General features: G+C 64.2%; 26 protein-coding genes. 14 read left to right on the top strand and 12 right to left on the bottom strand.

Going from position 1 to position 25952, the window contains the following annotated elements:
• Window positions 1–7 precede the first annotated feature (7 nt).
• Entirely contained in the window at window positions 8–985 is a 978-nt protein-coding gene (locus AB3G31_RS01760) for a GDSL family lipase (protein WP_367848521.1), read from the top strand.
• Between the two features lie 78 nt (window positions 986–1063).
• Here AB3G31_RS01760 and AB3G31_RS01755 read toward each other — a convergent pair whose 3' ends face one another.
• The 3 genes from AB3G31_RS01755 to dacB form a co-directional block, all read right to left on the bottom strand.
• Entirely contained in the window at window positions 1064–1732 is a 669-nt protein-coding gene (locus AB3G31_RS01755) for an OmpW family protein (RefSeq protein ID WP_367848520.1), read from the bottom strand.
• Window positions 1733–1763: 31 nt separating this feature from the next.
• The gene (locus tag AB3G31_RS01750) at window positions 1764–2960 is read right to left on the bottom strand and encodes an SGNH/GDSL hydrolase family protein (RefSeq protein WP_367848519.1); all 1197 of its coding nucleotides are present in this window, start codon (window positions 2958–2960) and stop codon (window positions 1764–1766) included.
• A 114-nt stretch (window positions 2961–3074) separates the two neighbouring features.
• The gene (gene dacB / locus AB3G31_RS01745; RefSeq protein ID WP_367848518.1) at window positions 3075–4514 is read right to left on the bottom strand and encodes a D-alanyl-D-alanine carboxypeptidase/D-alanyl-D-alanine-endopeptidase; all 1440 of its coding nucleotides are present in this window, start codon (window positions 4512–4514) and stop codon (window positions 3075–3077) included.
• A gap of 81 nt (window positions 4515–4595) precedes the next feature.
• Here dacB and tsaB point away from each other — a divergent pair, with 81 nt between their 5' ends.
• Genes tsaB through AB3G31_RS01730 form a run of 3 tightly spaced genes read left to right on the top strand, consistent with a single transcriptional unit; the run spans window position 4596 to window position 6510 of the window.
• Window positions 4596–5300 carry a tRNA (adenosine(37)-N6)-threonylcarbamoyltransferase complex dimerization subunit type 1 TsaB gene (gene tsaB / locus AB3G31_RS01740; protein WP_367848517.1) on the top strand — a complete coding sequence of 235 codons (705 nt, stop codon included), beginning with the start codon at window positions 4596–4598 and terminating at the stop codon, window positions 5298–5300.
• Window positions 5297–5773 carry a ribosomal protein S18-alanine N-acetyltransferase gene (gene rimI / locus AB3G31_RS01735; protein ID WP_367848516.1) on the top strand — a complete coding sequence of 159 codons (477 nt, stop codon included), beginning with the start codon at window positions 5297–5299 and terminating at the stop codon, window positions 5771–5773. Before tsaB ends, rimI begins: the two co-directional genes overlap by 4 nt.
• Window positions 5770–6510 (top strand): uracil-DNA glycosylase, encoded by a 741-nt coding sequence (locus tag AB3G31_RS01730; protein WP_367848515.1) that lies wholly within the window; start codon window positions 5770–5772, stop codon window positions 6508–6510. Before rimI ends, AB3G31_RS01730 begins: the two co-directional genes overlap by 4 nt.
• Here AB3G31_RS01730 and AB3G31_RS01725 read toward each other — a convergent pair.
• Together AB3G31_RS01725 and msrA are read right to left on the bottom strand one after the other, a co-directional pair.
• Complete coding sequence (locus AB3G31_RS01725) at window positions 6507–7199, bottom strand: glutathione S-transferase N-terminal domain-containing protein (protein WP_367848514.1); 693 nt, start codon at window positions 7197–7199, stop codon at window positions 6507–6509. The genes AB3G31_RS01730 and AB3G31_RS01725 overlap by 4 nt on opposite strands.
• A 136-nt stretch (window positions 7200–7335) precedes the next feature.
• A complete protein-coding gene (gene msrA, locus AB3G31_RS01720; RefSeq protein WP_367850274.1) occupies window positions 7336–8013 on the bottom strand; it encodes a peptide-methionine (S)-S-oxide reductase MsrA in 678 nt (225 codons plus the stop codon).
• A gap of 240 nt (window positions 8014–8253) precedes the next feature.
• On the opposite strand from msrA, the gene AB3G31_RS01715 reads away from it, so the two are divergent.
• Complete coding sequence (locus AB3G31_RS01715) at window positions 8254–8493, top strand: hypothetical protein (protein ID WP_367848513.1); 240 nt, start codon at window positions 8254–8256, stop codon at window positions 8491–8493.
• A 14-nt stretch (window positions 8494–8507) separates the two neighbouring features.
• Here the strand turns inward: AB3G31_RS01715 and AB3G31_RS01710 are convergent, their stop codons facing one another.
• The 4 genes from AB3G31_RS01710 to AB3G31_RS01695 all read right to left on the bottom strand — a co-directional run bounded on the left by AB3G31_RS01710 (window position 8508) and on the right by AB3G31_RS01695 (window position 12309).
• Complete coding sequence (locus tag AB3G31_RS01710; protein WP_367848512.1) at window positions 8508–9059, bottom strand: DUF1439 domain-containing protein; 552 nt, start codon at window positions 9057–9059, stop codon at window positions 8508–8510.
• 31 nt (window positions 9060–9090) lie between these two features.
• Window positions 9091–9933, bottom strand: a complete 843-nt coding sequence (locus tag AB3G31_RS01705) for a transglutaminase family protein (protein WP_367848511.1) — start codon at window positions 9931–9933, stop codon at window positions 9091–9093.
• Window positions 9934–10177: 244 nt separating this feature from the next.
• Window positions 10178–10975 carry a tRNA-uridine aminocarboxypropyltransferase gene (locus AB3G31_RS01700; protein WP_367848510.1) on the bottom strand — a complete coding sequence of 266 codons (798 nt, stop codon included), beginning with the start codon at window positions 10973–10975 and terminating at the stop codon, window positions 10178–10180.
• 122 nt (window positions 10976–11097) lie between these two features.
• Window positions 11098–12309: a Fic family protein gene (locus tag AB3G31_RS01695; protein ID WP_367848509.1), complete on the bottom strand. Its 1212-nt coding sequence runs from the start codon at window positions 12307–12309 to the stop codon at window positions 11098–11100.
• Window positions 12310–12396: 87 nt separating this feature from the next.
• Between AB3G31_RS01695 and AB3G31_RS01690 the strand changes: the two genes are divergently transcribed.
• A complete protein-coding gene (locus tag AB3G31_RS01690) occupies window positions 12397–12636 on the top strand; it encodes a hypothetical protein (RefSeq protein ID WP_367848508.1) in 240 nt (79 codons plus the stop codon).
• A 42-nt stretch (window positions 12637–12678) separates the two neighbouring features.
• Entirely contained in the window at window positions 12679–13245 is a 567-nt protein-coding gene (locus tag AB3G31_RS01685; RefSeq protein ID WP_367848507.1) for a YdeI family protein, read from the top strand.
• A gap of 187 nt (window positions 13246–13432) precedes the next feature.
• Here the strand turns inward: AB3G31_RS01685 and AB3G31_RS01680 are convergent, their stop codons facing one another.
• Entirely contained in the window at window positions 13433–13534 is a 102-nt protein-coding gene (locus tag AB3G31_RS01680) for a CDGSH iron-sulfur domain-containing protein (RefSeq protein ID WP_367848506.1), read from the bottom strand.
• Between the two features lie 133 nt (window positions 13535–13667).
• Entirely contained in the window at window positions 13668–15422 is a 1755-nt protein-coding gene (locus tag AB3G31_RS01675) for a hypothetical protein (protein WP_367848505.1), read from the bottom strand.
• A gap of 214 nt (window positions 15423–15636) precedes the next feature.
• On the opposite strand from AB3G31_RS01675, the gene AB3G31_RS01670 reads away from it, so the two are divergent.
• The 6 genes from AB3G31_RS01670 (at window position 15637) to AB3G31_RS01645 (ending at window position 23547) form a co-directional block, all read left to right on the top strand.
• Entirely contained in the window at window positions 15637–17901 is a 2265-nt protein-coding gene (locus AB3G31_RS01670) for an FUSC family membrane protein (RefSeq protein WP_367848504.1), read from the top strand.
• A 69-nt stretch (window positions 17902–17970) separates the two neighbouring features.
• Window positions 17971–19173: an MFS transporter gene (locus AB3G31_RS01665; protein ID WP_367848503.1), complete on the top strand. Its 1203-nt coding sequence runs from the start codon at window positions 17971–17973 to the stop codon at window positions 19171–19173.
• A gap of 5 nt (window positions 19174–19178) precedes the next feature.
• The gene (locus AB3G31_RS01660; RefSeq protein WP_367848502.1) at window positions 19179–19661 is read left to right on the top strand and encodes a hypothetical protein; all 483 of its coding nucleotides are present in this window, start codon (window positions 19179–19181) and stop codon (window positions 19659–19661) included.
• Between the two features lie 174 nt (window positions 19662–19835).
• The gene (locus AB3G31_RS01655) at window positions 19836–21935 is read left to right on the top strand and encodes an ATP-dependent helicase (protein WP_367848501.1); all 2100 of its coding nucleotides are present in this window, start codon (window positions 19836–19838) and stop codon (window positions 21933–21935) included.
• Window positions 21932–22381 (top strand): hypothetical protein, encoded by a 450-nt coding sequence (locus AB3G31_RS01650; protein WP_367848500.1) that lies wholly within the window; start codon window positions 21932–21934, stop codon window positions 22379–22381. The genes AB3G31_RS01655 and AB3G31_RS01650 overlap by 4 nt, the downstream gene beginning before the upstream one ends.
• Complete coding sequence (locus AB3G31_RS01645) at window positions 22378–23547, top strand: phospholipase A (RefSeq protein WP_367848499.1); 1170 nt, start codon at window positions 22378–22380, stop codon at window positions 23545–23547. The genes AB3G31_RS01650 and AB3G31_RS01645 overlap by 4 nt, the downstream gene beginning before the upstream one ends.
• A gap of 124 nt (window positions 23548–23671) precedes the next feature.
• Here the strand turns inward: AB3G31_RS01645 and AB3G31_RS01640 are convergent, their stop codons facing one another.
• Entirely contained in the window at window positions 23672–24682 is a 1011-nt protein-coding gene (locus AB3G31_RS01640) for a LacI family DNA-binding transcriptional regulator (RefSeq protein ID WP_367848498.1), read from the bottom strand.
• A 173-nt stretch (window positions 24683–24855) separates the two neighbouring features.
• Here AB3G31_RS01640 and AB3G31_RS01635 point away from each other — a divergent pair, with 173 nt between their 5' ends.
• Window positions 24856–25950 carry an alcohol dehydrogenase catalytic domain-containing protein gene (locus AB3G31_RS01635; RefSeq protein WP_367848497.1) on the top strand — a complete coding sequence of 365 codons (1095 nt, stop codon included), beginning with the start codon at window positions 24856–24858 and terminating at the stop codon, window positions 25948–25950.
• The last annotated feature ends 2 nt before the right edge of the window (window positions 25951–25952 follow it).

Raw genomic sequence — 25952 nt, 5'->3', positions numbered from 1 at the left:
GTTACCTATGTCCGTTTTTAGCTTGCGCCGCGCCGTTTTGGGGCTGGCCTGCGCCTCGGCCGTCTTGTTGGCCGCCTGCGGCTCCAGCAGCGTCGAGTCGCAGCTGAAGCCCAACCGCATCATTGCGTTTGGCGATGCCTTCAGCGTGGTCACCCCCGGCGCCAGCTTCACCGTCAACGACTCCGCCATCAATACCTGGCTGGGCCAAATCGCCAGCAGCTACGGCATGACCGTGGCGCCCGTGGCCAGCGGCGGCTATGTGTACGCGCAGCCCAATGCCCGCATCAAACTCACGCCCGATGCCGCCGGTAGCACCACCACCCAAACCGTGACGCAGCAGATCGACACCTTCCTGGCCAGTGGCGTGGCCCTGGGCGACAACGACATCGTGACCATCAACGCCGGCATCAGCGACCTGGTGGTGGAGATGAATGCCGTGAACGCAGGCACCGAAACCTCGGCCACGATGGTGGCCAACGCCACCCAGTACGGCAAGGACCTGGGCGCGCAAGTGCGCCGCCTGGTGGCCGCTGGTGGCAAGCACGTGGTGGTGGTGGGAACCTACAACCTGGGAGTCAACCCTTGGGCGGCTTCGCTGAACCAGTCTGGACTGCTGCAAAGCGCCAGTAGCAACTTCAACAATGCCATGCTGGTGTCTGTCGCTGACCTGGGTGCCAACGTGCTCTACATCGACGCGGCCTACTACTTCAACCTGCTGGCCGGTACCGACCACAACAACTACGCGATCTCCAACGTCACCGGTCTGGCCTGCAGCTCGGTGGATTCGGGTGCGGGCATCGGCACCGGCACGGGGCAGGTCAACGCTTCGAAGTGCTCCCCCAGCACCCTCAACCCGGCCATCACCGCCAATTCGGCCGGTGTGACCTATGACCAGTACCTGTTTGCCGACAACCTGTACTTCACGCCGATTGCGCAGCGCCTGTTTGGCCTGTACGCCTATGGCCGGATCCACCTGCGCTGGTAAGCGCGGGGCGGTGGGTTAAAACCCGACGCAACAAAAAACCGACCCAAGGGTCGGTTTTTTAATGGGCGCGTGGGCGGCTTAGAAGCGGTAGCCCAGGCTCAAGGCCAGCGTCAGGGGGTTGAGGGTCACGTCGATCGTCTGGCCGGTAGACAAGGTGCCCTTGGTTTTCAGGAAGGTCTTGACCACGGAGCCTTCCACAAACCAGCGGTCGTTCAGGGCCACGGTGGCACCGGCCTGGATGGACAGGGCCAGGTTGGATTCCAGCTTCAGCGTGGTCGGGTTGCTGGCGGTGCCGCCGGTGATGCCCGTCAGGGTGGCGTTGCCGCGCTCCTTGAAAAACTTGGCATAGGTCAGGCCCGCGCCCACATACGGGCGAAACTGGGCACTGGCTTCGCCAAACCGGTACTGCCCAAACAGCGACATGGGCAGCGCCTTGGTTTCGCCAATCTTGCCCACGCCCTGGATGGCCCCGGCACCGGTCAGCGTGTGCTTGAATGGCAAAGCCAGGGGCAGGTCCAGCGCCCACTGGTCGGTAACCATGTAGGTGATGCCGCCCGCCAGGCGGGTGTTGCCGTTGGAGTCGATCTTGGTACCCGGCAGGCTGGACGCCGACAGGTCGCCGCTATCGACCTTGGGGGTGATATTCATCAGGCCGCCACGCAGCATCCAGGTGCCTGCCGTTTGGGCGTGGGCTGCGCCTGCAGCCAACAAGAGGGCACAGGCCATGCCAAGAGAGTTAAATTTCATCATGTGTCCTTAAAGGGCTTCATCCAACCAATTAGAGCCAGCCAGCAATAGCCATTTGCTTGGCAACGTAGCGGTACAACAACTTGTAGCCTGCGGGCGTGGGGTGGACGGAGTCGGCGTAGAAGTAGGCACTGACATCCTTTCCGGCCAGGGTGTTGTTGACGGTGCAGGCCAGGGAGGAACCCAGCAGGATGTTGCCCGCCGGATTGGTGGCGCTGGGGGCGTCGCTGCTGCAGGCCGCATCGGTCACGTTTTTGATGCCGTACGGTGCCGGGTCGTTGTACTGGGCGATACCCTGGGTGTAGGCATCCACTATCAGCACCGTGGACACACCGGCCAATTCGTTTTTCAAGGTGCCGTTGAACGTGGTCACCATGGAGCGCAGCAACGCGCCCGCGCCGGAGCCCTGGCCAAACGGCGTGAACTCGATGCTGGGCACATTGACCACCACCACATGCTTGGCACCCATGCCGGTCACCGAATCCTTGATGGCCGTGGCCAGCACGGCAGCATCCTGGGCCGCGTGGGTCACGGCGGCGGTGGCGGCGGCGTTCACGGCCGCGGCCCCGCCAGCGGCAACCGCGTTTTGCTCGGTCGGTGTCCAGCCCGCCAGCGCGGCGGCGCCCACCGCGCCCGCGCCCCCGGCCGCCGCTGCGGACACGGCATTGGCATACATGAAGATGTCGTTCGCACCGGCCAAGACGGTGACCAGCTCGTTGCCGGTGTAGTTGCCATGCGCCGCCAGGTGGGTTGTGAACTGGGTCTTCACCGGCACGGCCATCAGGCCGATATTGGTGGCCGGGGCGATGTAGGGCTGCAATGCCACCGCGTTGGGGCCAAAGGGCAGGCTCACGCGCGAGCTGCCCTGGGCGTAGTTGGTGCAGTTCGCATTGTTGACCACCGCCACCAGCGGAATCTGCGGGACGTTGGACAGCAAACCGGTTTGGGCCGGGCAGGGCGCCGCCACACTGAACTCGCCCGCCAGCAGCTCGGTCCAGTTGACCGGGCCGGTGGTGGTGCCGTTGACAGTCCAGCGGCCGCCCCCCACGGCGGCAATGGCCCCCACCTTGTAGGTGCCTACATCGCTGAGGCTGTCGCCGAAGGACACCAGCGAGGTGTAGGTGACTCTGGTGGACGTGTCGCTACCGCCGCCTCCGCAGGCAGACAAAACCAACGCCGCCGAGACCGAAGCCACCAGCACAGCCATTTTTGTGGGCATCCAACGCATTTTTCACTCCTGTTTAAAAAAAGAACGGTCGTTCGTTTGTAACTAAAATGGTACGCCGGAGCCCGCGCGAGTCACAAAGGGTTACTACCAACGCGCAGAGATAAATAACATTTGTTACTCTTTGACTGCCCACTCCACCAGCGCGTCCAGTGCCGGGCGCGCCGCCGGGGCCAGCGGGTGGTTGACGATGCCCACCACCACGTAGCGCTGGCCGCTGCGCCCGGTGGCATAGCCGGCCACCGAGGCCACGTCGCGCAAGGTGCCGGTTTTGAGCTGGGCGTTGCCGATGGATTCGGGGGCCAGGCCCCGGTCGCGCATGCGCTGGGCAGTGCCGTCGACCCCGGCCACGGACAGCGAATGGGCAAACACCGCCGCCTGCGGGTGGGCGGCGGCGCGGCGCAGCAACTGGCCCAGGGCGCTGGCGCTGGTGCGCTCGTCGCGGCTGAGGCCGGAGCCGTTTTCCAGCGTGGGCACGGGCACGTTGCGGCCAATGGCCTGCGGCCACCAGGCGGCCACGGCGGCGCGCGACGCGGCAAAGGTGCCGGGTCGGCCCGCCTGCAGACCCAGCGTCAGGAACATCTGCTGCGCCATTACGTTGTTGCTGAATTTGTTGACATCGGCGATCAGCTCGCCCAGCGGCAGCGAGGGCGCGTCCATCAGCCAGGTGGCGTCTCCTGGCGTACGGCCATCGCGCACCACGCCGGTCAAGCTGCCGCCCAGCCCCAGGTACATGGCCTGCAGCACCCGGCGGGCGTAGCTGGCGGGGTCGGTGTAGGCCACGGGCCAGACGCGTTCGCCGCATTTGACCGGGTAGCTGCCCCCGAAATGCACCTGGTCCGGGTTGGCAAACTCGGCCTGCAGCGCGCCGCGCCAGTCGTTGCAGCTTTGGGTGCTGAGCGGCACCTGCGCGTCCATTTGCACGTCGGCAATCGGCGGCTCGCTGCGGATGCGGGCAATGCCGCTGTCGGGCTCGGGGGTGAAGGTGAAGATCAGCGACTTGAAGTTGACCAGCAGGCCGTCGGGGGCGGTGTTGTAGGGGCTGAGCGCCTGGCCGTCAAACTCGGCCGGGTCGCGGGCTTCGGGCTCGAAGAGGTGGTGGTCCAGCACGATGTCGCCGCGCACTTTTTGCACGCCGCGGGTTTGCAGGGCGGCAAAGGTGGCGGCAATGCGCTCCAGCACCAGCTTGGGGTCGCCACCGCCCTGGATGTACAAATTGCCGTAGAGCACGCCGTCCTTGAGCGGGCCGTCGGCGTAGAAGCGGGTTTTCCAGGTGTAGTCGGCCCCCAGCGTGTCGAGCGCGGCAAAGGTGGTGACGAGCTTCATGACCGAGGCCGGGTTCACCAGCACGCTGGCCCGGTGGCTCAGGCGCGGCGAGCCCAACCCATCGGCGCGTGCCACATACAGGCTCACGGCGTCTTGCGGCACCTTGGCCCGGGCCAGGGCGTTGGCGACATCGGGCGGCAGGCGCTGGGCCAGCGCCAGGCTGGATGCGGCCCACAAAGCAAGAGCGCACAGGCTGCGCCAGAATCGGGGGGAGTGTGTGGAATAGGTCATAGGTTATCAGCTATAGAAATGGTAGCTGATTGCGCTAGATAATCCTGCGCTGACAGCCACTTTCTTATGTAAATCTGCCCCATGAACTTGTTAGCCTTCGACACCAGCACCGACACCCTGTCCATCGCCGCCACCGATGGCGTGCAGGTGTGGCAGCACGCCGGGCCGGGCGGGGCGCAGGCCTCCAGCACGCTGATCCCGGCGATTCTGGCCTTGCTGGCCCAGGCCGGGCTGCGGCTGGACCAGCTGGAAGCCATCGCCTTTGGCAGCGGCCCCGGCTCGTTCACCGGGCTGCGCACGGCCTGCTCGGTGGCGCAAGGCTTGGCGTTTGGGGCGAATGTGCCGGTGCTGCCCATTGACACCCTGATGGCCGTGGCCGAAGAAGCCCGGCACCAGCACGGTGTGCTGCAGGTGCAGGCGCTGCTGGACGCGCGCATGGACGAGGTCTATACCGGCTTTTACCGCTACCAGGACGGCCAATGGGTCCAGCGCGACGACTTCCAGCTGCTGCGGCCCGAGCATCTGCAACACGAGGCCGGCTGGGCCCAGGCGGGCAATCCATTCACCGTGTACGTTGACCGCATCCCTGCCAGCGACGGCTTGCGCACCACCGCCCTGCCCACCGCCACGGCCATGCTGCGCCTGGCCCCGGCCTTGCTGGCCGCCGGTGGTGCCGTGCCCGCCGACCAGGCGCTGCCGCGTTACATCCGCGACAAAGTGGCCAAAACCACCGACGAGCGCATGGCCGAAAAAGCGGCACTGGCCCTGGTGGCCGCCCAACCATGAGCGCCCTGCTGGCCCCGCCCGACGCCTCCGAGGTGCGCTTCGAGACGCTCACCCCGGACTGGCTGGACGCGGTGCTGCCGGTGGAGCAGGCGGCCTACGCCCACCCCTGGTCGCGGGCCAATTTCCAGGACGCACTGGCCGCAGGCTACCAGGCGCAAATCCTGCTGGCGGACGACACCATTCTGGGCTACTTCGTGGCCATGCAGGGCGTGGACGAGGTGCACCTGCTCAACATCACCGTGGCCCCCGCCTACCAGGGCCAGGGCTGGTCGCACCTGATGCTGGATGCGCTGGCCCTGTGGTCGCGCGGCCAAAAAGCCCAGTGGCTGTGGCTGGAAGCCCGCGTGGGCAACCACCGCGCGCTGCACGTCTACACCCGCTACGGCTTCAACCGCGTGGGCATGCGCAAAGACTACTACCCCAACGGCCCCGGCCAGCGCGAACACGCCATCGTCATGAGCATGCCCCTATGAGCCTGGACCCCCGCCAGCGCGCCATGCTGGCCGAGATGCACAGCCCCGTGTGGTGGCCGCAAGCAGAGCCCGAAGCGGAGGCCCCACCGGTAGAAGCCCCCGCGCCGCGCAAGTCGGCCCCGCAAAGCATCGCCCAGGTGCTGGACCGCACTCCTGAATTAGTAGCTTCTCCCGCCCATTCCATCAGCGCTGGCAGCACAAATGTCACTGAAAACACTGCCACGCTGGACTGGCCTGCGGCACTGGCCAGCGTGTGGCTGAACGCCGCCCCCGGCGGCCCGGCCGACTGGCTGGTGCTGGGCGAGGCGCTGGGCATTGCCGACGACGCGGCCCGGCCCTTTGCGGTGCCGGATGCGCCCGAAGCGCAACTGCTGGGCAACATGCTGCACGCCGTGGGCATCACCCCGGCACGCAAGGAAGGCGCGCCCTCGGCCTGCATCACCAGCGTGCAAAAGCTGCGTTTGGATGCCAACGCCGACCCGGTGGCCGACAGCGCCCCCCACCTGCGCCGCGCCGTGGCCCTGCTGCAGCCCAAGGTCATTCTGGCGCTGGGCCCGTTTGCGGCCCAGCTGCTGCTGCAAGACAGCACCCCGCTGGGCCAGATGCGGGGCCGGGTGCACCGCTACCACGGCGTACCGGTGGTGGTGAGCTACCACCCCGCCACGCTTTTGCGCAACCGTCCGGAAAAGGCCAAGGCCTGGGCGGACTTGTGCCTGGCGTTGGGCGTGGTGGCTTAGCCCCGGGCCGGAATCCCCAGGCCCTTGACCACGGCGGGCCGCTCCACAAAGGCCGCCAGCACCCGTGCCACCTCGGGGTAGTCGGCAAAACCCACCAGGTCCCCCGCGCCGTAAAAGCCGATCAGGTTGCGCACCCACGGGAAGATGGCGATGTCGGCAATGGTGTAGGCATCGCCCATCATCCAGGCCCGCCCGGTCAAGCGCTGGTTCAGCACCGCCAGCAGGCGCTTGGACTCGGCCACGTAGCGGTCGCGCGGGCGCTTGTCGTCAATGTCCTTGCCTGCAAACTTGTGGAAGAAGCCCAGCTGGCCAAACATCGGGCCGATGCCGCCCATCTGGAACATCAGCCACTGGATGCACTCGTAGCGGCCCGCCGCGTCCTGCGGGATGCACTGGCCGGTTTTTTCGGCCAGGTACAGCAGGATGGCACCCGACTCAAACAGCGCCAGCGGCTGGCCGCCGGGGCCGTTCGGGTCCAGGATGGCCGGGATCTTGTTGTTCGGGTTGAGCGACAAGAACGCGGGCGACATCTGGTCGTGGGTCTCGAAGCTGACCAGGTGCGGCTCGTAGGGCAAGCCAATTTCTTCCAGCAGGATGGACACCTTCACGCCGTTGGGCGTGGGCAGCGAGTAGAGCTGCAGGCGTTCGGGGTGCTGGGCGGGCCATTTTTGCTGGATCGGGTGGGTCATGGGGTTCCTTGGGAATGAAGCGCTGCGGCATTTTGACCGCAACCGGCCATCCCTGCTGCTTGTAAGCCCAATTGGCCTCCCACGCGCATGGCATAGGCGTAAGCAGCTCTTATTTCAATAGCAAATCTCCTGGCGCTCAGTTGGCCACCAGCACCGGCTGCGCACGGTACAGCGCGGGCAGCATTTCTTTCAGGTGGGCGATCTTGGGCAGGTCGAACTGGGCGATGTACTGTGCGTCCGGGTGCAGGGTGGCGTAGTTCTGGTGGTACTTCTCGGCGGGGTAAAAAGCCGTGAGGGCACCGAGCTGGGTCACGATCTTGGCCGGGAACACCTTGGCCGCGTTCAGCTCGGCGATGTAGCGCTCGGTCAGCTGCTTCTGCGCCGGCGTGGTGGTGAACACGGCCGAGCGGTACTGCGGGCCCACGTCGGGGTACTGGCGGTTCAGCTGGGTCGGGTCGTGGGCCACCGAGAAGTAGATTTGCAGCAGCTGCGCGTAACTCACCAATGTGGGGTCAAACCGCACCTGCACCGCCTCGGCATGGCCGGTGCCGCCGCCGCTGACGGTCTCGTACTGGGCATCGCCCTTCTTGCCGCCCGCGTAGCCCGACACGGCTTCCAGCACGCCGTTGGTGTGCTGGAACACCGCCTGGATGCCCCAGAAGCAGCCCCCGGCAAACACCACCGTCTCGGTGGCTTGCGTGCTGGGGGCGATGCCCGCCAGGGCCTGGGCCGAGGGGGCCGGAATCGCCACCGCCTTTTCGGCCACCGCGTTCGGGCTCCAATACAGCGCCGCCACAACGACCGCACCGGCCATCAGCAGCAGGTTCGTCTTGATGCGGGAAAAACGGGAAGTGGGCGGGGCAACGGAGCGTGTCATGGTGTGTGTCCTTGGGGGGTGGATTTGTAGTTGGTCGGTCCACCGCGCCGAACCTTACGCCAAAAAAATAACGCGCCGGGCTTGTAAGGTTTTTGTGGCCCAGCCGACCAAAGCGTACAAGCAGTGGCCACGCCGTGGCCGCGCTTGGAACACAACCCACAACCTCCAGGAAACACCATGCGTACATTTACCACCACCCTGATCACCGCCTGCCTGCTGGCCGCCACCGCCGGTGCCATGGCCGAAGACGGCATGATGAAGAAAGACGAAATGATGAAAGACGGCATGGCCCCCCACGCCATGGCCAAAAAACACCCCATGAAGAAGCACGCCATGGCCAAAAAGGACACCATGGTGAAGAAGGACGACATGGTGATGAAAAAAGACGACATGGCCGGCGAAGCCATGAAGAAGTAACCCAGCCCTGTTGCCTACAGCGGCTTATTCACAAACCCTACCACCAGCCCTTGCTCTGTCACGGTAATGCTGCCGGGCTGCAGGCCCATGGTGTCGGGCAGGGCCAGGTCTTGGGGCTTGAGCTGGTGCAGCACCACCTCTTGCAGCGCCTGCTCGGCCAGGGCCGGGCCGTATGTGGTCAGCAGTTCCACCACGGCGGGCTGCAGGCTGGGGAATTGCAGGTTCTGGAAGTGCAGCTGCACGGCGCGCACCGTGCGGTCGCTGGGCTCGTAGCGCAGGGCAAAGTCCACCGTGATGCTGCCGCTGTGGCTGCGCCGCAGGGCCGGGCCCGCGGCCTCCACGGCCATTTGCGCAGCCAGGCGGTTCTGGGCGGGCAGCAGGCGCAGTTGCGGGGCTTGCAGGTCCAGGTTCAGCACGCCGGGCACCGGGTAGCGCAGGGGAAAGCGCTGGGCCACGGCCTGCTGCAACTGGGCGGCAGACACGGTGTAGCCCGGCTGGGCCTGGGCGGGCAGGGCCAGCAGCGCCGTACCGGCCAGCAGGGCATGCCATAAAAGTCTACGTTGCATGGGGCGGCATTGTGCTCCCGCCATCCACCGGTTACACGGTGAAGATGGCGTTGCCGAAGGCATCCACCTCGTAGGTGGTGACCTCGAACTTCTGCAGCGTGTTGGGGCCAAAGGCCATGGTGATGGGCACGTCGCCCGCGTCGCGGCCCCGGGCCATCACCACACGGCCGATACGCGGCGTGTTGTGGCGCGCGTCAAAGGTGTACCAGCGGTCGCCCAGAAACACCTCGAACCAGGCGCTGAAGTCCATCGGGTAGCGCACTGGCGGTATGCCGATGTCGCCCAGGTAGCCGGTGCAGTAGCGGGCCGGAATGTTCATGCAGCGGCACAGCGTGACGGCCAGGTGGGTGTAGTCGCGGCACACGCCGGTGCCCTCGCGGAAGCCCTCCACGGCGGTACGGGTGGCGCGGGCAGCCATGTAGTCGAAGCGGATGTGGTTGTGCACAAAATCGCAGATGGCCTGCACCCGCGCCCAGCCCAGCGGCGTGCTGCCAAACTGGTTCCAGGCAAATTGCAGCAGCTCGCTGTCTACCTCGCAGTAGCGGCTGGGCAGCAGGTAGGTCAGCGTGGCCGACGGCAGCACCGTGGGGTCGTGCTGCCAGGCGCCCCAGTTCACCTCGTCGGGCAGGCCCGAGTCGCGGATGATGGCTTCGCTGCGAAACCCCACCTGCGTCACGCCCAGGGGCGCATTCACCCGGCTGCACAGGTTGCCAAAGCCATCAAAATAATCCTCTACCGCCAGGTTTGGCAGCACCTCCACCACCTGCGGCGCCAGCAGATCGCCGCGCCGGGACGGATGCACATGCAGCAGGTGGATCAGGGCCATCGGTGCGGAGATGGCGAGCTCGATGTCGAAACCAATTTTGATGTACATGGGGAGTCCGGTCAGAAGTCAGAGGGAAGATGGATTGCGGCCTCAAAAAATTCAAAGCCATACCACCCACTGTGCCGGGATGCGCCACCCCAAAGTAGCGGCCGGGGGCCCGTAGCCCTGTCAGAGAGTAAGCGCTATCGTGCCAGACAACGCCTACGCAAGTTGTAAGCCATGTCGGCCGGCCCGATGGGCCCATTTCCACAAAAACAGCCGCCAGCGCAGACAGCACCAGCGCTGGCAGCTATCATTTTTTAATCGGTGCAGCGGCACCCACGGCCTGCAGGCCGCGCAAGCGCTGGTGCGCCGCGTTGTCGGCATCGGCAGGCACCTGCTGTTTGGCCTGCAGGTAGCGGTGGGTGAAGATGTCCAGATAGGCCTCCAGCGTCTGCGCGGCGTGCGGCTCGTCGGCCAGCTCCAGGCACAGGGCGGCCACCTCGGAGGTACAAAAGTGGTCGTCGCGCCGCGACCGGCGCAGCTTGTACTGCGAGATGCGGTCGGCCTGCAGGCTCAGCACCGGCAGCCGGTCGAGGTAGGGGCTTTTGCGGAACATCTTGCGCGCCTCGGGCCAGGTGGCGTCCAGCAGCACAAACAGCGGGCGCTTGCCCTCGGCGGGGCCCACGGGTGGCAACAGCGCCGTGACCACCCGCTCGGGGGCCACAAATTCACCCGGAAACACCAGGTACGGCTGCCACTGCGGGTCGGCCAGCAGCGCCAGCAGGTCCGGGTCCACCACGGTGCGGGCCCAGCCAAAAGCCCAGGTGTCGGCCACCACGTCGGCAATCAGCCAGCCGGTGTTGCTGGGCTTGAGCGGCTCAATATCAGCCATCAGCAGGCACACCCCGGCCTGGTTCGCAAGCCGGGGCAGCACCGGCCGCAGCGCGCACATGCAGTGGCTGGGTGCCAGCCGGCAGCCGGTGCAGCGCTCCACCTTGGAGCCGCCCCGGGCCAGAAAGGGCTTGGCGCTGCGCGCGAGCCGAGCGGTGCGCAGGCGGGAGACGGCGTGGGGGGCGTGAGGTGAGGCGAGGGATGTGGCGTGGGGCATGGGAGTATTGTCCCTGCGGTGGTGGGCCTGCTTATTCGCCGCACGGAAGACATCCACCGGTGACACCCCTCTGACTGCCTGCGCAGTTGGTTCGCCAGTGCTACACAGGCCGCACGACAACGCTACTCCACCACAGGCTGCGTCCACCCTGGTACGGCAATCGCATAACGCGTCCCCTTACCCTGCCCGGTAACCTGCAGCAAGCCCTTGGCTACCAAATCGGTCAGATCCCGCGTGGCAGTCGGCTTGCTGGTGTTGGCGAGTTTGGTGTACTTGTCGGCGGTGAGCCCGCCCAAAAAAACACCACCTAGCTCCACACTGCCCGCAGCCAGCAAGCGCTCTAGCACCTTGGCCTGCCGGGGGTTCGCGCCGACCCCGGCCATGCGGGCGCGAAAGGCCGCCTTGTCTACCGCCTGCCGCACCACAGCTTGCGACGCCACGCAACCCTGCGCAAAAGCATGCACAAACCACTGCACCCACGGTGTGACATCGCAACTGCCGCGCTGTGCGGCATTCAGCGCGTCGTAATACGCCGCCCGCTGCGCCAACATGCGCCGCGCCATGCCAAAAATGGGTGCCGAAAACTGCAGCGCGTGCCCCGCAGCCAGGTCTTGCGCCAGCGCCATGTCCACCACCGCCCGGCCAATGCGGCCATTGCCGTCTTCAAACGGATGCACGGTTTCAAACCACAGATGCGCCAGGGCTGCACGCACCAGACCATTCAGCGCAGCAGGTTCACCCGACAACGGACGGGTCGCTTCAAACCAGGCCAGCCACCGCGCCATCTGGGCAGGCACCTGCTGCGAAGGAGGCGCTTCAAAGTGCACCACCTCGCGGCCCAGCGTGCCGCTGACGATCTGCATAGGGTCCAAGTGCTCGCGCCAGCGTCCCACCACAATCCGCTGCACGCCCGAGGTTCCCCCTGGAAACAAGGCCGACTGCCAACGCCCCAGCCGGTCGGCATCCAGCGGCGCGGCGCAATGCAGCACGGCGTCTTGCATCACATCCACCAGCCCATCCACCGAGCGGTTGGCCGGACCAGGCGCTACGTCCAACCCCAACCGCCGCGCCACCGACGACCGCACCGCCGCCAGGTCCAGCCGCTGCCCTTCGATTTCCGCCGTGGCCAGCGCCTCTTGCACCCACAGTTCACGCGCTACCTCTTGCGCTGGCATCAGACCGATGGCATCCAGCAAGCCTAGCAAGCGGCCCTGCTCCAGCCGTGCTGACTCCAGCGCGGGGGCAAGCGCAGACAAGTCCACGCGCAGCGTGGGCCAGTCGGCGTGCTGCCAGATGAACGGGGGCTGGCGTGAGGGGGGATGCGAAGAGGGCATGAGCCTCATTTTAGACAATACGACTCAATATTTGAGCCGTATTTTGGAATTTACGGCCCATGGTGGATATGCACTGGGAGCCGCGCCGTGGGTGACATGGCCCTGGCCCGCGCCAAAGGCACGCCGATGAACGCCCGGCAAACCCTGGTGCTGAACCACGTGCTGGACGGTATGGACGGCAAGCTCACGAATGCGAAATGGGCCGCCGTCGGTAAATGCTCGGCGGATACGGCGCTACGGGATATCAATGATTTGGTGGAGCGGAGGGTGCTGCGCAGGCTGGCGGGTGAGGGAAGGAACACGGGGTATGCGCTACAAGTCCAATAGGCCGCTAGCGCAGGTGAAATATCCTCTGGCGGCTATCAAATCATGAGCAAACCATCGCACCACACCTTTGAAACGTCTGAGCAGCTCCACGCGTGGCTGCGGGTGAACCACGCCAGCGAGACCGAGCTGTGGGTGCGCATCTTCAAAAAGGCCACCTGCCAGCCCTCCGTCACCTGGGACGATTGCGTGGTGGCCGCTATTTGCTGGGGCTGGATCGACGGGCTGCGCAAGGCCTTGGACGACACCTCGTTTCTGCAACGCCTGACCCCACGCCGCGCACGCTCCAACTGGTCGCAAAAAAACGTGCAGCATGCCGAACGGCTGATAGCGCAAGGGCACATGCAAGCCGCCGGCTTGGCGCACGTAGAGGCCGCGCGCAGCGATGGCCGCTGGGCCACCGCCTACGCCGGCAGCGCCACCATGGTGGTGCCCGAAGACTTTTTGGCGGCGCTGCGACAAGACCCCGTTGCCCACGCTTTTTACGCCACCCTCAAGCGGCAGAGCCTGTTCACCATCTACCACCGGCTGCACAGCGCCAAGCGCCCCGAAACCCGGCAGAGGCGGATGGTGGAGTTGCTGGCGAAGTTGGGGCGCGGCGAAAGTCCTTGAAATTTGCGGTCAGCGCGAGGGGCGTGTATGCGCTAGTTTTGTGAGCCCAATTGCCGTGCAGCTCATGTGGAATACGCTCAAGCAGCTATTGAATAAGTAGCGTCATGCCTTGGGCAGGGAGCGCAGGTAGGGTAGGTAGAGCTAGCCCACCGAGCCATCGCGCCAGCCGGGTGGGTCTTCGGTGAATTCAAACCCGCTGGTTGTGGCTGCCGTCGCATAGCGGCTTGTAGGCGGACTCCTTGCAGTCGCAGAGGTACACCTCATGGCTGGTGGTGACGCTGTACTTCATGGGACTGAATGGGCCGCTCTGGTTCGACCCGTCGCGAAGAGTCGCCACATAGCGCATGGCCTTGCCGAGGCACCACACGACGTGCAATTTTTCAATAAATGTGCCGCAACTCGAAGGACATTGGCTTTGATTACTAATCAATATCCCTACTACCTCGAGCCCCTGCAAGAAGCTTAGGCAATTCGTCCTTATAGGCCATTACCGGCTGGTATAAATCATGATAAGACTTTCCAATTGCGCCTTCAAATAAATTCAACTCTGGCTTTGCCGTACCTGAAGCCAATACATGATTTGTAGCAATTCCCGCATAGGGATCAATATAGTATATTTTTTTAATGCCAAGTTGATATGCCTTCTTTGCACACAACTCACACGGGCTAGCGGTAGTAAATAGATTTCCTCCAAATATTGACTGCCCACCATACTTTGCTATTTGAAGAAATGCATTTTCTTCGGCATGAAGAGATCGGGTATGAACTTGATTATCAACATTCTCCAATTTATTGTATGCAGATTTAAAACAATAACTTAGATTTCTTCCCTCAAAATTATCGATATTTTCATTAAATCCGTAAGTTTTTACGACAGTATCTTTAAATTTCTGCGTTGTACTTTCATATTCACTGTATGCATCGACATCATAATTTCCCTGAGTTAAATGTGAAACATTTCGCAAAACACATGGAACTTGCCCTTGAGGTACGTCATTCCAACCAATAGCTTTTACGGAGTAGCTAGAGTCAGTTACAACGGCACCAACTTGCCTAGATATACAACCAGAATTTACTTTTGCAACAATTGCCACTTGCATGCATCTCTCAACCGCTGTTGGAGTGATCAATCCCGGGTGCTGCATTAGTGCAACATAACGCACAATCTGACGAGAAAGTTCTTGCTTACTTTCCTCGCCATGACCTGCATTCGAAATATAAATATCAGCCAACTCCAAACACGCTTGGATATTCTGCTTTACGAGATGTGAGTAATCTTTACTTTTAGCAATAGCATTCGGATACTCAAGCGCATCCAAATCTTTAACTTCAGTGTCAGTAAACTGCAAACTATGAAGTCGTCTAATCCGCTCTTGCTCTGTTGTGCTTACTGCAACGGTATAAAAAGACGAGATGCGTTCTCGTAAATATCTAATTTCATACGGATGCCTGAGTGCATCAATTGCAATATATTTTTGCTCCACACCGCTCAGTTCAAATGAACGTCTGATTAGTCTTATCGTTACCTCTATAGTTTCCGGAATTGTAAATATTTTTTCAGAATCTATATCCCCCCTAGTTGGTGAGCCGGAGCGCCGAACATTATTTCCAAGCTTTTGAAAAAGCTTCGTATAAGTTGCACTTCCGACCCCAAATGCACTCTTGACAACAGAAAGTGCCTCTTTAGATCCCTCCGTTAATACCCAAACCGCTTCCGTAATATCACTTAAATCATCAGACTGGTCACGCACATTTCTTGCGATAGAAAAAGCTTTTTTTACTTTTACCTCAAAATCAGACAACTTCAATCGCAACTCATTCACATCATGTTTTTCGTCCATTTCCTTTATTATTCCGATAAAGGACTCCACCCCTTCCTCAAGAGCAAGTGCAAGTATTAAAGCAGTGACACCAACTATCACAAAAGGCTGCCAATGCTTTTCCGCCCAAATTTTCACGATTCGTAGTTTTCGATCTTCATGGTGTATGGGCGGATTTTTAATTGTTGGCAGTCTCAGCCCAGAAAAAATCTTAGTGGATAGAACTTGAGCTGCAGTCGAACAGCCACTTCCCGTTCGCCCAGTGAATCCAATAACAAGATAATTTTTTCTATGCTCGAAAACCTTATTAATTCCTGCCGCAATAAATTTGTCATCAGATTTTTCATCGAAATTCATTTTTAATCAATCGTGTTATTTTTCAGAACTCATAAAACCTAAACCATCACTTACCACAAAACCCTAATTTAGCGAGTTAATAATGACATATTTCGTTACATTTTGCACTCTAACTCCAAGAACGCCTAATACCTCTATCCCCAAAATGCATGAAGCTCCTAAATTGCTATAGCCAAAATGCACGCCCTCACCCCACTCTGCTAAATTGCCCCGCATGCCCCCAGCACGCCCCCTAGCCCCCACCAAGCCCACCCTAGCCGACCGCCTCCTCGCCCACACCGACCGCTTCCTCCGCGTCGCCCTGAGCCAGTACGTCACCAACGGCCTCAGCGTCACCCTGGGCCTGGTGGTGATCATGCTGCTGGTGTTCGAATCCGCCGGGCTGGCGGGGGCGTCGAGTGCGGCGCTGGGGGTGATGGTGACCAGCATGCCGGACGTGCCGGCGCCGCGGCGGCGCAAGTTCATGCAGATGCTGCCTGCGCCGCTGCTGGGGATACCGCTGTTCATGCTGGTGCAGCTAGTGCGGGCCGATGTGCTGCTGCTGGGCGTGGTGATTGTGGCGGGCACGTTTTTGGCGGTGATGGTGATGGCCTGGGGCAAGCGCGGCGGGCCGATCACGTTTGCGCTGCTGTTTTCCATGCTGTTCTCCATGGCGGCCCCGCCCCCTGCGTCGCTGGAGATGATTGCCGAGCACGGTGGCTGGTTTGCGCTGGGGGCGGGGCTGTACCTGCTGTGGGGCGTGCTGACCACGCACTGGCTGAACAACCGTTTTCGCACCCAGTTGCTGGCCGAGTGCCTGCACAGTTTTGCGCAGATTTTGCGCACCCAGGCGCAGCGTTTTGCGCCGCATGCCGACCCGCAAGCGCTGTTGGCCCGGATGCTGGAGCAGCAGGCCACCTTTGCCGACTATCTGCAAAGCACCCGCGACGTGGTGCTGGAGTCGCCCACCACCCCGGCGCGCACGCGGCTGGCGGCCATGCTGCTGGGCCTGCTGGAGGCGCGCGACCACCAACTGGCCTGCGACCTGGACCTGGACACACTGTTGCAGCACCCCGGCAGCAGCGCCACCCTGCCCGCGCTGCAGCACGTGCTCAACACCACCGCCCAGCAACTGGAGGCGCTGAGCCTGTCGCTGCTGCTGGGGCGCAGCATGCAGGCGATTGCACCCATTGCCAACCTGCGCGCCGCCCTGGCCGGGGTGCTGCCGCTGCGGCCCGAGGCCCAACCCCTGCCCGAGCCGCTGGCCGTGGGCACGCCAGACACCAGCGCGCTGCTGCACAACATGGCCGACCGCATTGGCCACATCAATGACGAGGCCGTGCACTTGGCCGCGCTGGCGCGGGGCGATGCCAGCCCGGAGCTGGCGGCGGTGCGCACACAGTGGCAGCTGTTTGTGAGCCCCACGCGCTGGGCCTGGGCACCGCTGCTGGGGCAACTGGGCTGGCGCGCGCCCACCCTGCGCTACGCGCTGCGGGCCACGCTGGCCATGGCGGCGGGCTACCTGGTGTCGCTGCACCTGCCCTGGGCGGCGCACAAATACTGGATATTGACCACCATCGTGGTGGTGATGCGCGGCAACCTGGCGCAAACGCTGCAGCGGCGCGACGCGCGGGTGGCGGGCACGCTGCTGGGCTGTGTGCTGGTAATGGCGCTGCTGGCCACCCACCCCGGTGCGCGCACACTGTTTTTGGTGATTGCGCTGAGCATGGGGCTGGCCCACGCGTTTGCGCTGCGCCGCTACCTGTTCACCTGCATTTTTGCCACGCTGGCCGGGCTGCTGCAGGCGCACCTGTTGCTGGTGGGCGTGGCCCCCACGTTTGCGATTTTTGAACGGCTGGGCGACACGCTGCTGGGCGCGGCCCTGGCCTGGCTGTTCAGCTACGTGCTGCCCGCCTGGGAGCGCAGCCAGCTGCCGGGCCTGGTGCGGCGCAGCCTGCAGGCGCAACTGCAGCACGCCAAGCTGGCGCTGGAGCTGGGCGAACCCGCGCAGGCATCCGACCTGCCCTGGCGGCTGGCGCGGCGCGAGGCCTACGACAGCCTGTCGGCCCTGACCCTGGCCACCCAGCGCAGCCTGGCCGAACCCGACGAGGTGCGCCCGCCGCTGGCCCCGCTGGAGGCAGTGCAGGCGCGCAGCTACCAGTTGCTGGCGCAGTTGACGGCCATCAAGTCGCTGCTGTTGCTGCGCCGCAGCCAGCTCGACATGGCCGTGGCCACCCCGGCGCTGCAAGAGGCAGCGCGGCAGATCACCCTGGAGCTGACCGCCGCGCCCAAAAAGGAAACCGCCCCGGCCTGGCAGGAAGTGAAGGTAGATGAGGAGGTGCCCTCCGCCGCCGCCCAGCCCTTCCAGCCCCGGCCCGACCCCACGGCGGTGGACGACCTCACCCCCTGGCTGCTGCGGCGGCTGACCCTGGCCACGGCCATGGCGCGCGAGTTGCAGCAGGCCGCCAGCCTGGCCCAACAGCGCAAGGCACAAGCCTGACGCTATTGAATCAGTAGCTGCTTACGCCCGTCCCATCAGCACAAGCGGCTTATTTTTTATACATCCACCATGGCCCCATCCCACAGTACTTTGCGCCAGATTCCCCGTGGCATCTGGGTGCTGGGGTTTGTGAGCCTGCTGATGGACATCTCGTCGGAGATGGTGCACAGCCTGCTGCCGCTGTTCATGGTGACCACGCTGGGGGCCAGCGCCTTGCTGGTGGGCGTGGTCGAGGGGCTGGCCGAGGCCACGGCGCTGATCGTCAAGGTGTTTTCCGGCACGCTGAGCGACTACCTGGGCCGCCGCAAGGGCCTGGCGCTGCTGGGCTACGGCCTGGGCGCGCTGACCAAGCCGCTGTTTGCCATCGCGCCCGGCATGGGCATGGTGCTCACCGCCCGGCTGCTGGACCGGGTGGGCAAGGGCATCCGCGGCGCGCCCCGCGATGCGCTGGTGGCCGACATCGCGCCCGCCCACCTGCGCGGTGCCGCCTTTGGCCTGCGCCAGTCGCTGGACACGGTGGGTGCGTTCGCCGGGCCGCTGCTGGCGGTGGGGCTGATGCTGCTGTGGGCCAACGACTTCCGGGCGGTGTTCTGGGTGGCGGTGGTGCCGGGCCTGCTGGCGGTGGCGCTGCTGTTTTTCGGCCTGCACGAGCCGCCCGCGCAGGCAGGAGCCCAGCGCAGCAACCCCATCACCCGGCACAACCTGCGCAGCCTGGGCCCGGCCTACTGGTGGGTAGTGGGCCTGGGCGCGGTGTTCACGCTGGCGCGCTTCAGCGAGGCGTTTCTGGTGCTGCGGGCGCAGCAGGGCGGCATGCCCCTGGCCCTGGTGCCGCTGGTGATGGTGGCCATGAATATCGTCTACGCCGCCTCGGCCTACCCGTTTGGCAAGCTGTCGGACCGCATGGGCCACACACAACTGCTGGCGCTGGGCCTGGTGGTGCTGGTGGCCGCCGACCTGGTACTGGCCTATAGCAGCCACTGGGGCGTGGTACTGGCCGGTGTGGCCCTGTGGGGCGTGCACATGGGCATCACCCAGGGCCTGCTGGCCACCATGGTGGCCGCCACCGCCCCGCCCGCGCTGCGCGGCACGGCCTACGGCTTCTTCAACCTGGCCAGCGGCCTGGCCCTGCTGCTGGCCAGCGTGTTGGCCGGGCTGCTGTGGGACCGGCTGGGCGCGTCGGCCACGTTCTACGCCGGGGCGGGCTTGTGTGGGCTGGCGCTGCTGGTGCTGGCCTGGCGGCCTTTAAAATCGCGCCCCCCTCCCCCTGATTGACTGCTTTGACCGATACCCCCGAAGACACCCCCAAAATCCAGGAACCCCGCCTGTGGACCGGCGACGGCTGGACGGCGCGGGTCATCAAGAACGAAGACGACGACGGCTGGGCGGTGGCGATGGTGAAAGACGGCGAGCCCGAGCCCGCGCTGGTGGGGCCCTGGACCATGGGCCGCGACAAGAAAAACCCCAAGCCGCTGGACCAAAACGCCTTCAGCACCCTGGTCAAAACCGCCAACGAGTTCGTGCGCCGCCACGAGCAGCAACTCCACGCCACCCTGCACCAGAGCATTACCGTGACGGCCGAGGCAGGCCGCGTCACGGTGAACCTGGACATCGTGCCCGACGACGACAACCCCTACGCGATGTTGAGTGCCCAAGACGACGGCGGCGAAACCCTGGCGGAAGTCAAGGTGGCGGCCAGCTTCAAGCTGAACCGCAGCACGGCGGTGGCGTGGGCCGATGGTGGGTTTGCGAAGCCGCGGTAGCCCACTGGGCTACCGTCCGTAGCGCCTTTACCACCACTACTAAATTTATAGCTTCTTGTGCTTATTGGATAAGCACCGGCAGCACTTTTTGCATCCAAAAAATAACCCCATACCCCGCCCCGCCAGCCCCGCTCTGTATGATCCACCGCTTTGTCTAAAGCCTCCCCCCACACCATGTCCGCCGGAATGAACCCCGCCCAGCAAGAAGCTGTGAACTACCTGCACGGCCCTTGCCTGGTGCTGGCGGGGGCGGGGTCGGGCAAGACGCGGGTGATCACGCACAAGATCGGGCGGCTGATCGAATCCGGCGTGCCGCCCAAGAGCATTGCGGCCATCACCTTTACCAACAAGGCGGCGATGGAAATGCGCGACCGGGCCAAGGCGCTGATCGGGCGCGATGCCAAGGACGTGGTGGTCAGCACTTTCCACGCCCTGGGCGTGCGCATGGTGCGCGAAGACGGCAAGCTGCTGGGCCTGAAGCCCCAGTTCAGCATCCTGGATGCCGACGACGTGACCGGCATTTTGAAAGACGCCGGTGGCAGTGTGGATGTGGCCACGGCGCGCACCTGGCAGTGGACCATCAGCAAGTGGAAAAACATGGGGCTGAACGCCGAGCAGGCCGCCGCCCAGGCCGCGGACGACAGCGAAGCCATTACCGCCCGCGTGATGGCGCTGTACGAAGAGCGCCTCACCGCCTACCAGAGCGTGGACTTTGACGACCTGATCAGCCTGCCGCTGCGCCTGCTGCGCGACTTTGAAGAGGTGCGCACCAAGTGGCAGCGCGTGCTCAACCACGTGCTGGTCGATGAATACCAGGACACCAACGCCACCCAGTACGAGGTGCTGAAGTACCTGGTGGGCGAACGCGCGCACTTCACCGCCGTGGGCGACGACGACCAGTCCATCTACGGCTGGCGCGGCGCCACACTGGACAACCTGAAGAAGCTGCCCATCGACTTTCCGCAGCTGAAAGTCATCACGCTGGAGCAAAACTACCGCTCCACCAGCGCCATCCTGCGCGCGGCCAACAATGTGATCGGCCCCAACCCCAAGCTGTACCCCAAAACCCTGTTCAGCGAGCTGGGCGAAGGTGAGCCGGTGCGGGTGGTGGATGCCGACAACGAAGAGCACGAGGCCGAGCGCGCCGTGGCCCGCATCCAGAGCCTGCGCGCCGGTACGGCGGCGGTGGTGCAGGGGCCGCAGTACCAGGAGTTTCGCCACTTCGCCATCCTGTACCGCGCCAACCACCAGGCCAAGCCCTTTGAGAAGGCGCTGCGCAAAGCGGCGATTCCGTACAAGGTGTCCGGCGGCACCGGCTTTTTTGACCGGGCCGAGATCAAGGACCTGTGCGCCTGGTTCCGCCTGTGGATCAATAGCGACGACGACCCGGCCTTTCTGCGCTGCATCACCACGCCCAAGCGCGGCATTGGCCACCAGACGCTGGGCAAGCTGGGCGAATTTGCCACGCAGTACAAACTGAGCCTGTTCGAGTCGCTGTTCACCGCGTCGCTGGGCGCGCTGCTGCCCGCCAAGGCGCTGGACGGCCTGCACGAATTTGGCCGCTACGTGACGGATCTGGAATACCAGGCCCGGCGCACCATCGGCGCCGAAGACTCGCTGGCCTTCATGCTGCAGTGGCTCAAGGACATCGACTACGAGAAGCACCTGTACGACGGTGAAGACAGCGAAAAGGTGGCCGCCGCCCGCTGGACCAATGTGCTGGAGTTTTGCGACTGGATGGCCGCCCGCGCCGGTGGCCAGACCGACGAAGATTCGGGCACCACCACCATCCGTGAAACCAAGAGCCTGCTGGAAGTGGCCCAGACCATCGCCCTGCTGTCCACCATCAACCAGCGCGAAAAGGATGCCGACGTGGTGACGCTCTCCACCCTGCACGCCTCCAAGGGGCTGGAATGGCCACACGTGATGCTGGCGGGCGTGACCGAGGGCATGCTGCCCTTCAAGCTGGACGACGACGAAGGCCGCCAGCAGGTGGTGGCCGATGACATTACCCAGCGCCTGCAGGAAGAGCGCCGCCTGATGTACGTGGGTATCACCCGCGCCCAGCGCAGCCTGGCCGTGAGCTGGACCAAAAAGAAGAAAAAAGGCCGCGAAACCGTGGCCGCCCAGCCCAGCCGCTTCATCAAGGAGATGGGGCTGGACCAGGCCACGGTCAAAGAGGATCCGCGCGAAAAGCTGCGTGCGCTGCGCGCCGAATTCGCCCAGAAATCGCAAGTCAATGCCGCCGCCGCCCGGGCCGCGCAGAATCCATGACACTTCGCTTCACTACACTTTTAATAGCTGCTTGCGCCCTCTGCACGGGCGTCAACGCCCAAAACGCCTCTAAATCCACCCCCGCCCCCTGCCTGGCACCGGAAGCCCTGGGCGCCGTGCATTTGTACGGCCTGTGGCGCGCCGAGATCGACGGCGAACCGGGCGGCGCCAGCGTGCGCTTGCAAAAAGACCCCGAGCAGGACGACAGCCTGGTGGGCAGCATCCAGCGCGATGGGGCGAAGGCCAAACCGGCCCTGCTGGCGGGCGACCTGCAGCACGGCGACTTTCAGTTGGAAGAATCCGACGACGGTGTGCGCATCAGCGCCACCTGGAGCGGCCAGGTCGTAGCGGCCTCATGTGGTAAAGAAATCAAGGGAATATGGACCAACGCACTCACCGACCAAACGCGCCCCTTCGTGCTGCGCAAACAGGGGGGCTGGGAATGAGTTCTCACCCTCGGCTTGCCTTCAGCCTGCTGGTGGCCACCCTGTGCGGCGGCGCGCAGGCGCAGCTGGTCAGTGCCACCGACACGGCCACGGCCATCGCCAAGGCCACCGCATCGGCCCCCTGGCTGGCCTGCAGCCGCCTGACCAACGACAAGACCGCCCGGCTGGCCTGCTTTGACGAACTGGCGCAGCAGACCACCGCCCCCATCGCCCCGACCCCTGCCTTGCTGACCACCGCCGCCGCCGCGCTGCCGGTGGTGCCGCCCCAGCCCGTGGCCGTGGCCCTGGCCCTCGCCGCCGACCAGGGCTGCAAGGACACCCGCTACTCGGAAACCTCGCGCTTCTGGGAACTGGAAGAAGGCAGCGACTGCGGCACCTTTGGCATCCGCAGCTTCCACCCGATCAGCCTGTCGCTGGTGGGGCGCAGCAGCGTCAATGACCAGCCCAGCAGCCCCGCCGCAGGCCACACCGCCGCCACGGCCATCGACTACAAGCGCACCGAAACCCGCATCCAGGTGTCGATGCGGACCAAGGTCGCCCAGAACCTGCTGACCCAGGGCAGCCCCGGCCTGAAGGATTCGCTGTGGTTTGGCTACACCCAGCAGTCGTACTGGCAGCTGTTCAGCCCCGACCTGTCGCGCCCTTTCCGCAGTACCGACCACACGCCCGAAGTCATCTACGTCTACCCCAGCACCCTGGCCCTGCCCGGGGACTGGAAGCTGCGCTACACCGGCGTGGGCCTGGTGCACCAGTCCAACGGCCAAAACCTGCCGCTGTCGCGCAGCTGGAACCGCGTCTACGTGATGGCCGGGTTTGAAAAAGCCGACCAGTGGCGCGTGCAGGCCCGCGCCTGGCAGCGCATCCACGAAAGCGACGGCAACGACGACAACCCCGACATCGCCGACTACATCGGCCGCGGCGAGTTGACCGTGGGCTGGAACGTGAACAAGGACAACACCCTGGGCATGACCTTGCGCCACGCCCTGCGCCAGGATGGCCGCGGCTCGGTGCGGCTGGAATGGCTGCGCACCCTGGCCGGCGACGGCGGCCACAAAAACGCCCTGCGCCTGCACACCCAGGTGTTCAGCGGCTACGGCGACAGCCTGATCGACTACAACGTGCGGCGCACGGTGTTGAGCGTGGGCCTGAGCCTGGTGGACTTTTAAGCGCCGGGACCTCAAACCAGGGTTTGCTTCTGTTTTGATAGTTAAAAACAGGAGCTGCTCACGCTTATTAAATAAGCGCTAGCAGCCGTTTTGGTGCCTGAAAAATGGCCCAAAAATGGAGCATCTACATGCTCAGCAGCGCGGGCTTGATCTCGACCACCCGCCCCTCGGCGTAGCTGCCTGCGTCCAGAATCTCGAACGCCCCTCCCAGCAGGCCCTCGATGTCCTGGCGCACCATCCACAGCGGAAAGCTCAGGTAGGCGGCAAACGGGTCCCAGTCGAAGCAGCCAAAGGTGCTGCGCGCCAGCTCGGCATCGGGCAGGGTTTTCAGGAAACGCGTCACGCCTTCCAGTGCGATGGTCGAGTTGACAAACAGCGCCCGCGGCAGGCCACCCAGGCGCTGGTACAGGGCGCGGGCGGCCGCTTCGGCCAGGTGCGCCTCGTAGCCGCAGGCCACGATCTGCGCCGGGTCCACGGGGCCAAACTCGGCCGCCAGCGTGTCGGTAAAGCCGTCGATACGGCGGCGGGTGGCGTAGTCGCTGGCCACACCGCCCAAGAAATACAGCTTGTTGCGCCGCGCCGCACGCTGCGGCTGCGAATGGGCCACCAGGCAGGCGGTGAGCTGTTGCGCGCCCCAGTAGTTGTCGCTGATGACCGAGCTGGCCAGGGTGCCGGGCAAGTCCACATTCACGTGCGCCACATCGTGGCTGGCGCACAGGCGGCTCACCGCGTCGGGGTCGGTGGCGCCCACCACCAGCAGCGACTCGATGCGGTAGGAGATCAGCGCGCTCACCGTCTGCACCTCCAGTGCCGGGTCGCGCAGGGTGCTGACCACGATGGGGTACAGGCCGCGGGCGCGGGCCAGCGTCTCAAAGGTTTGCGCCATGCTGCTGAAAAAGCGGTTGTCGTGCAGCGGTATCAGCATGCCGATCAGGCCGGACTTGCTGGTACGCAGGCCGCTGGCCTGGCGGTTCAGGGTGTACCGCTGCTCGGCCGCCAGCTGCTGCACTTTCTCGACGGTTTTGGCGGCGATGCGGCGCTCTTTCCAGGTGCCGTTGAGGATGGCGCTGACGGTGGAGGCCGACACGTCGGCCAGCTTGGCCAGGTCGTAGATGGTGGATTTGCGGGTGGCCATGGAGGGTGCAGAGATAGGGCGGGTTCGAGCATAACCGCCTGCCCGGCGCAGCCCGCCAAAACCCGGCGGGAAACTATTTTTCGGCTCTAAGGGTAAATGCCGGGTGCACAAATTGTTGCAATGCCTAAGATTGCACCATCGATTGTGCAACTCTCCCGAACCAAAGGTTCCCCATGACAAACCCCTCCCCCGCCGCCATGCAAGCCGTGGTCTGCCACGGCCCCAAAGACTACCGCCTGGAGACCATCCCCACCCCCACCGCAGGTCCGCACGAGCTGGTGATCCAGATTGCCGCCTGCGGCATCTGCGCCAGCGACTGCAAATGCCATTCGGGCGCGGCCATGTTCTGGGGCGGCAACGGCCAGCCGTCGTGGGTCAAGCCGCCGGTGGTGGCCGGGCATGAATTCTTTGGCTACGTGGTGGAAGCCGGGCCGGGTGCCGAAGCCCACTTTGGCGTGGCCCTGGGCGACCGGGTGATTGCCGAGCAGATCGTGCCCTGCGGCAAGTGCCGCTACTGCACCTCGGGCAAGTACCACATGTGCGAAGTGCACAACATCTTTGGCTTCCAGCGCATCGTGGCCGACGGCGGCATGGCCGACTTCATGCGCCTGCCTGCCACGGCCCGGGTGCACAAGATCCCCGACGGCATTTCGCTCAACGACGCGGCCATGATCGAACCCATGGCCTGCGCCATCCACACGGTGAACCGCGGCGACATCCAGCTCGACGACGTGGTGGTCATCGCCGGTGCCGGGCCGCTGGGCCTGGGCATGGTGCAGGTGGCCAAGCTCAAGACCCCCAGGAAGCTGGTGGTGATCGACCTGGTGCCCGAGCGGCTGGCGCTGGCCCTGGCCTTTGGCGCCGACGTGGTGATCAACCCCGCCACCCAGAACGCCAAGGAGATCATCCACGGCCTGACCGAAGGCTACGGCTGCGACGTGTACATCGAAACCACGGGCGTGCCCGCAGGCGTGACCCAGGGCCTGGACGTGATCCGCAAGCTGGGCCGGTTTGTGGAGTTCAGCGTGTTTGGCAAGGAAACCAGCGCCGACTGGTCCATCATCGGCGACCGCAAGGAACTGGACGTGCGCGGTGCCCACCTGGGCCCGTACTGCTACCCAGTGGCCATCGACCTGATGGCGCGCGGCCTGCTCACCTCGCGCGGCATCGTCACGCACAGCTTTGCGCTCAGCGACTGGGAGGCGGCGTTTGCGCTGGCCAACTCGCTGGACTCGATCAAAGTGCTGCTGCAACCCGGCAAGGTGTGAGC

The organism is Rhodoferax sp. WC2427, assembly GCF_040822085.1.
Taxonomy (GTDB): Bacteria; Pseudomonadota; Gammaproteobacteria; order Burkholderiales; family Burkholderiaceae_C; genus Rhodoferax_B.
This window is presented reverse-complemented; position numbering and strand designations above follow the sequence as displayed.

What these genes read in the sequence shown, in the direction of transcription:
- AB3G31_RS01760 (WP_367848521.1), top strand. Translation starts at nt 8, where the DNA reads ATGTCCGTTTTTAGCTTGCGCCGCGCCGTTTTGGGGCTGGCCTGCGCC.
- AB3G31_RS01755 (WP_367848520.1), bottom strand. Translation starts at nt 1,732, where the DNA reads ATGAAATTTAACTCTCTTGGCATGGCCTGTGCCCTCTTGTTGGCTGCA.
- AB3G31_RS01750 (WP_367848519.1), bottom strand. Translation starts at nt 2,960, where the DNA reads ATGCGTTGGATGCCCACAAAAATGGCTGTGCTGGTGGCTTCGGTCTCG.
- dacB (WP_367848518.1), bottom strand. Translation starts at nt 4,514, where the DNA reads ATGACCTATTCCACACACTCCCCCCGATTCTGGCGCAGCCTGTGCGCT.
- tsaB (WP_367848517.1), top strand. Translation starts at nt 4,596, where the DNA reads ATGAACTTGTTAGCCTTCGACACCAGCACCGACACCCTGTCCATCGCC.
- rimI (WP_367848516.1), top strand. Translation starts at nt 5,297, where the DNA reads ATGAGCGCCCTGCTGGCCCCGCCCGACGCCTCCGAGGTGCGCTTCGAG.
- AB3G31_RS01730 (WP_367848515.1), top strand. Translation starts at nt 5,770, where the DNA reads ATGAGCCTGGACCCCCGCCAGCGCGCCATGCTGGCCGAGATGCACAGC.
- AB3G31_RS01725 (WP_367848514.1), bottom strand. Translation starts at nt 7,199, where the DNA reads ATGACCCACCCGATCCAGCAAAAATGGCCCGCCCAGCACCCCGAACGC.
- msrA (WP_367850274.1), bottom strand. Translation starts at nt 8,013, where the DNA reads ATGGCCGGTGCGGTCGTTGTGGCGGCGCTGTATTGGAGCCCGAACGCG.
- AB3G31_RS01715 (WP_367848513.1), top strand. Translation starts at nt 8,254, where the DNA reads ATGCGTACATTTACCACCACCCTGATCACCGCCTGCCTGCTGGCCGCC.
- AB3G31_RS01710 (WP_367848512.1), bottom strand. Translation starts at nt 9,059, where the DNA reads ATGCAACGTAGACTTTTATGGCATGCCCTGCTGGCCGGTACGGCGCTG.
- AB3G31_RS01705 (WP_367848511.1), bottom strand. Translation starts at nt 9,933, where the DNA reads ATGTACATCAAAATTGGTTTCGACATCGAGCTCGCCATCTCCGCACCG.
- AB3G31_RS01700 (WP_367848510.1), bottom strand. Translation starts at nt 10,975, where the DNA reads ATGCCCCACGCCACATCCCTCGCCTCACCTCACGCCCCCCACGCCGTC.
- AB3G31_RS01695 (WP_367848509.1), bottom strand. Translation starts at nt 12,309, where the DNA reads ATGCCCTCTTCGCATCCCCCCTCACGCCAGCCCCCGTTCATCTGGCAG.
- AB3G31_RS01685 (WP_367848507.1), top strand. Translation starts at nt 12,679, where the DNA reads ATGAGCAAACCATCGCACCACACCTTTGAAACGTCTGAGCAGCTCCAC.
- AB3G31_RS01680 (WP_367848506.1), bottom strand. Translation starts at nt 13,534, where the DNA reads ATGAAGTACAGCGTCACCACCAGCCATGAGGTGTACCTCTGCGACTGC.
- AB3G31_RS01675 (WP_367848505.1), bottom strand. Translation starts at nt 15,422, where the DNA reads ATGAATTTCGATGAAAAATCTGATGACAAATTTATTGCGGCAGGAATT.
- AB3G31_RS01670 (WP_367848504.1), top strand. Translation starts at nt 15,637, where the DNA reads ATGCCCCCAGCACGCCCCCTAGCCCCCACCAAGCCCACCCTAGCCGAC.
- AB3G31_RS01665 (WP_367848503.1), top strand. Translation starts at nt 17,971, where the DNA reads ATGGCCCCATCCCACAGTACTTTGCGCCAGATTCCCCGTGGCATCTGG.
- AB3G31_RS01655 (WP_367848501.1), top strand. Translation starts at nt 19,836, where the DNA reads ATGTCCGCCGGAATGAACCCCGCCCAGCAAGAAGCTGTGAACTACCTG.
- AB3G31_RS01650 (WP_367848500.1), top strand. Translation starts at nt 21,932, where the DNA reads ATGACACTTCGCTTCACTACACTTTTAATAGCTGCTTGCGCCCTCTGC.
- AB3G31_RS01645 (WP_367848499.1), top strand. Translation starts at nt 22,378, where the DNA reads ATGAGTTCTCACCCTCGGCTTGCCTTCAGCCTGCTGGTGGCCACCCTG.
- AB3G31_RS01640 (WP_367848498.1), bottom strand. Translation starts at nt 24,682, where the DNA reads ATGGCCACCCGCAAATCCACCATCTACGACCTGGCCAAGCTGGCCGAC.
- AB3G31_RS01635 (WP_367848497.1), top strand. Translation starts at nt 24,856, where the DNA reads ATGACAAACCCCTCCCCCGCCGCCATGCAAGCCGTGGTCTGCCACGGC.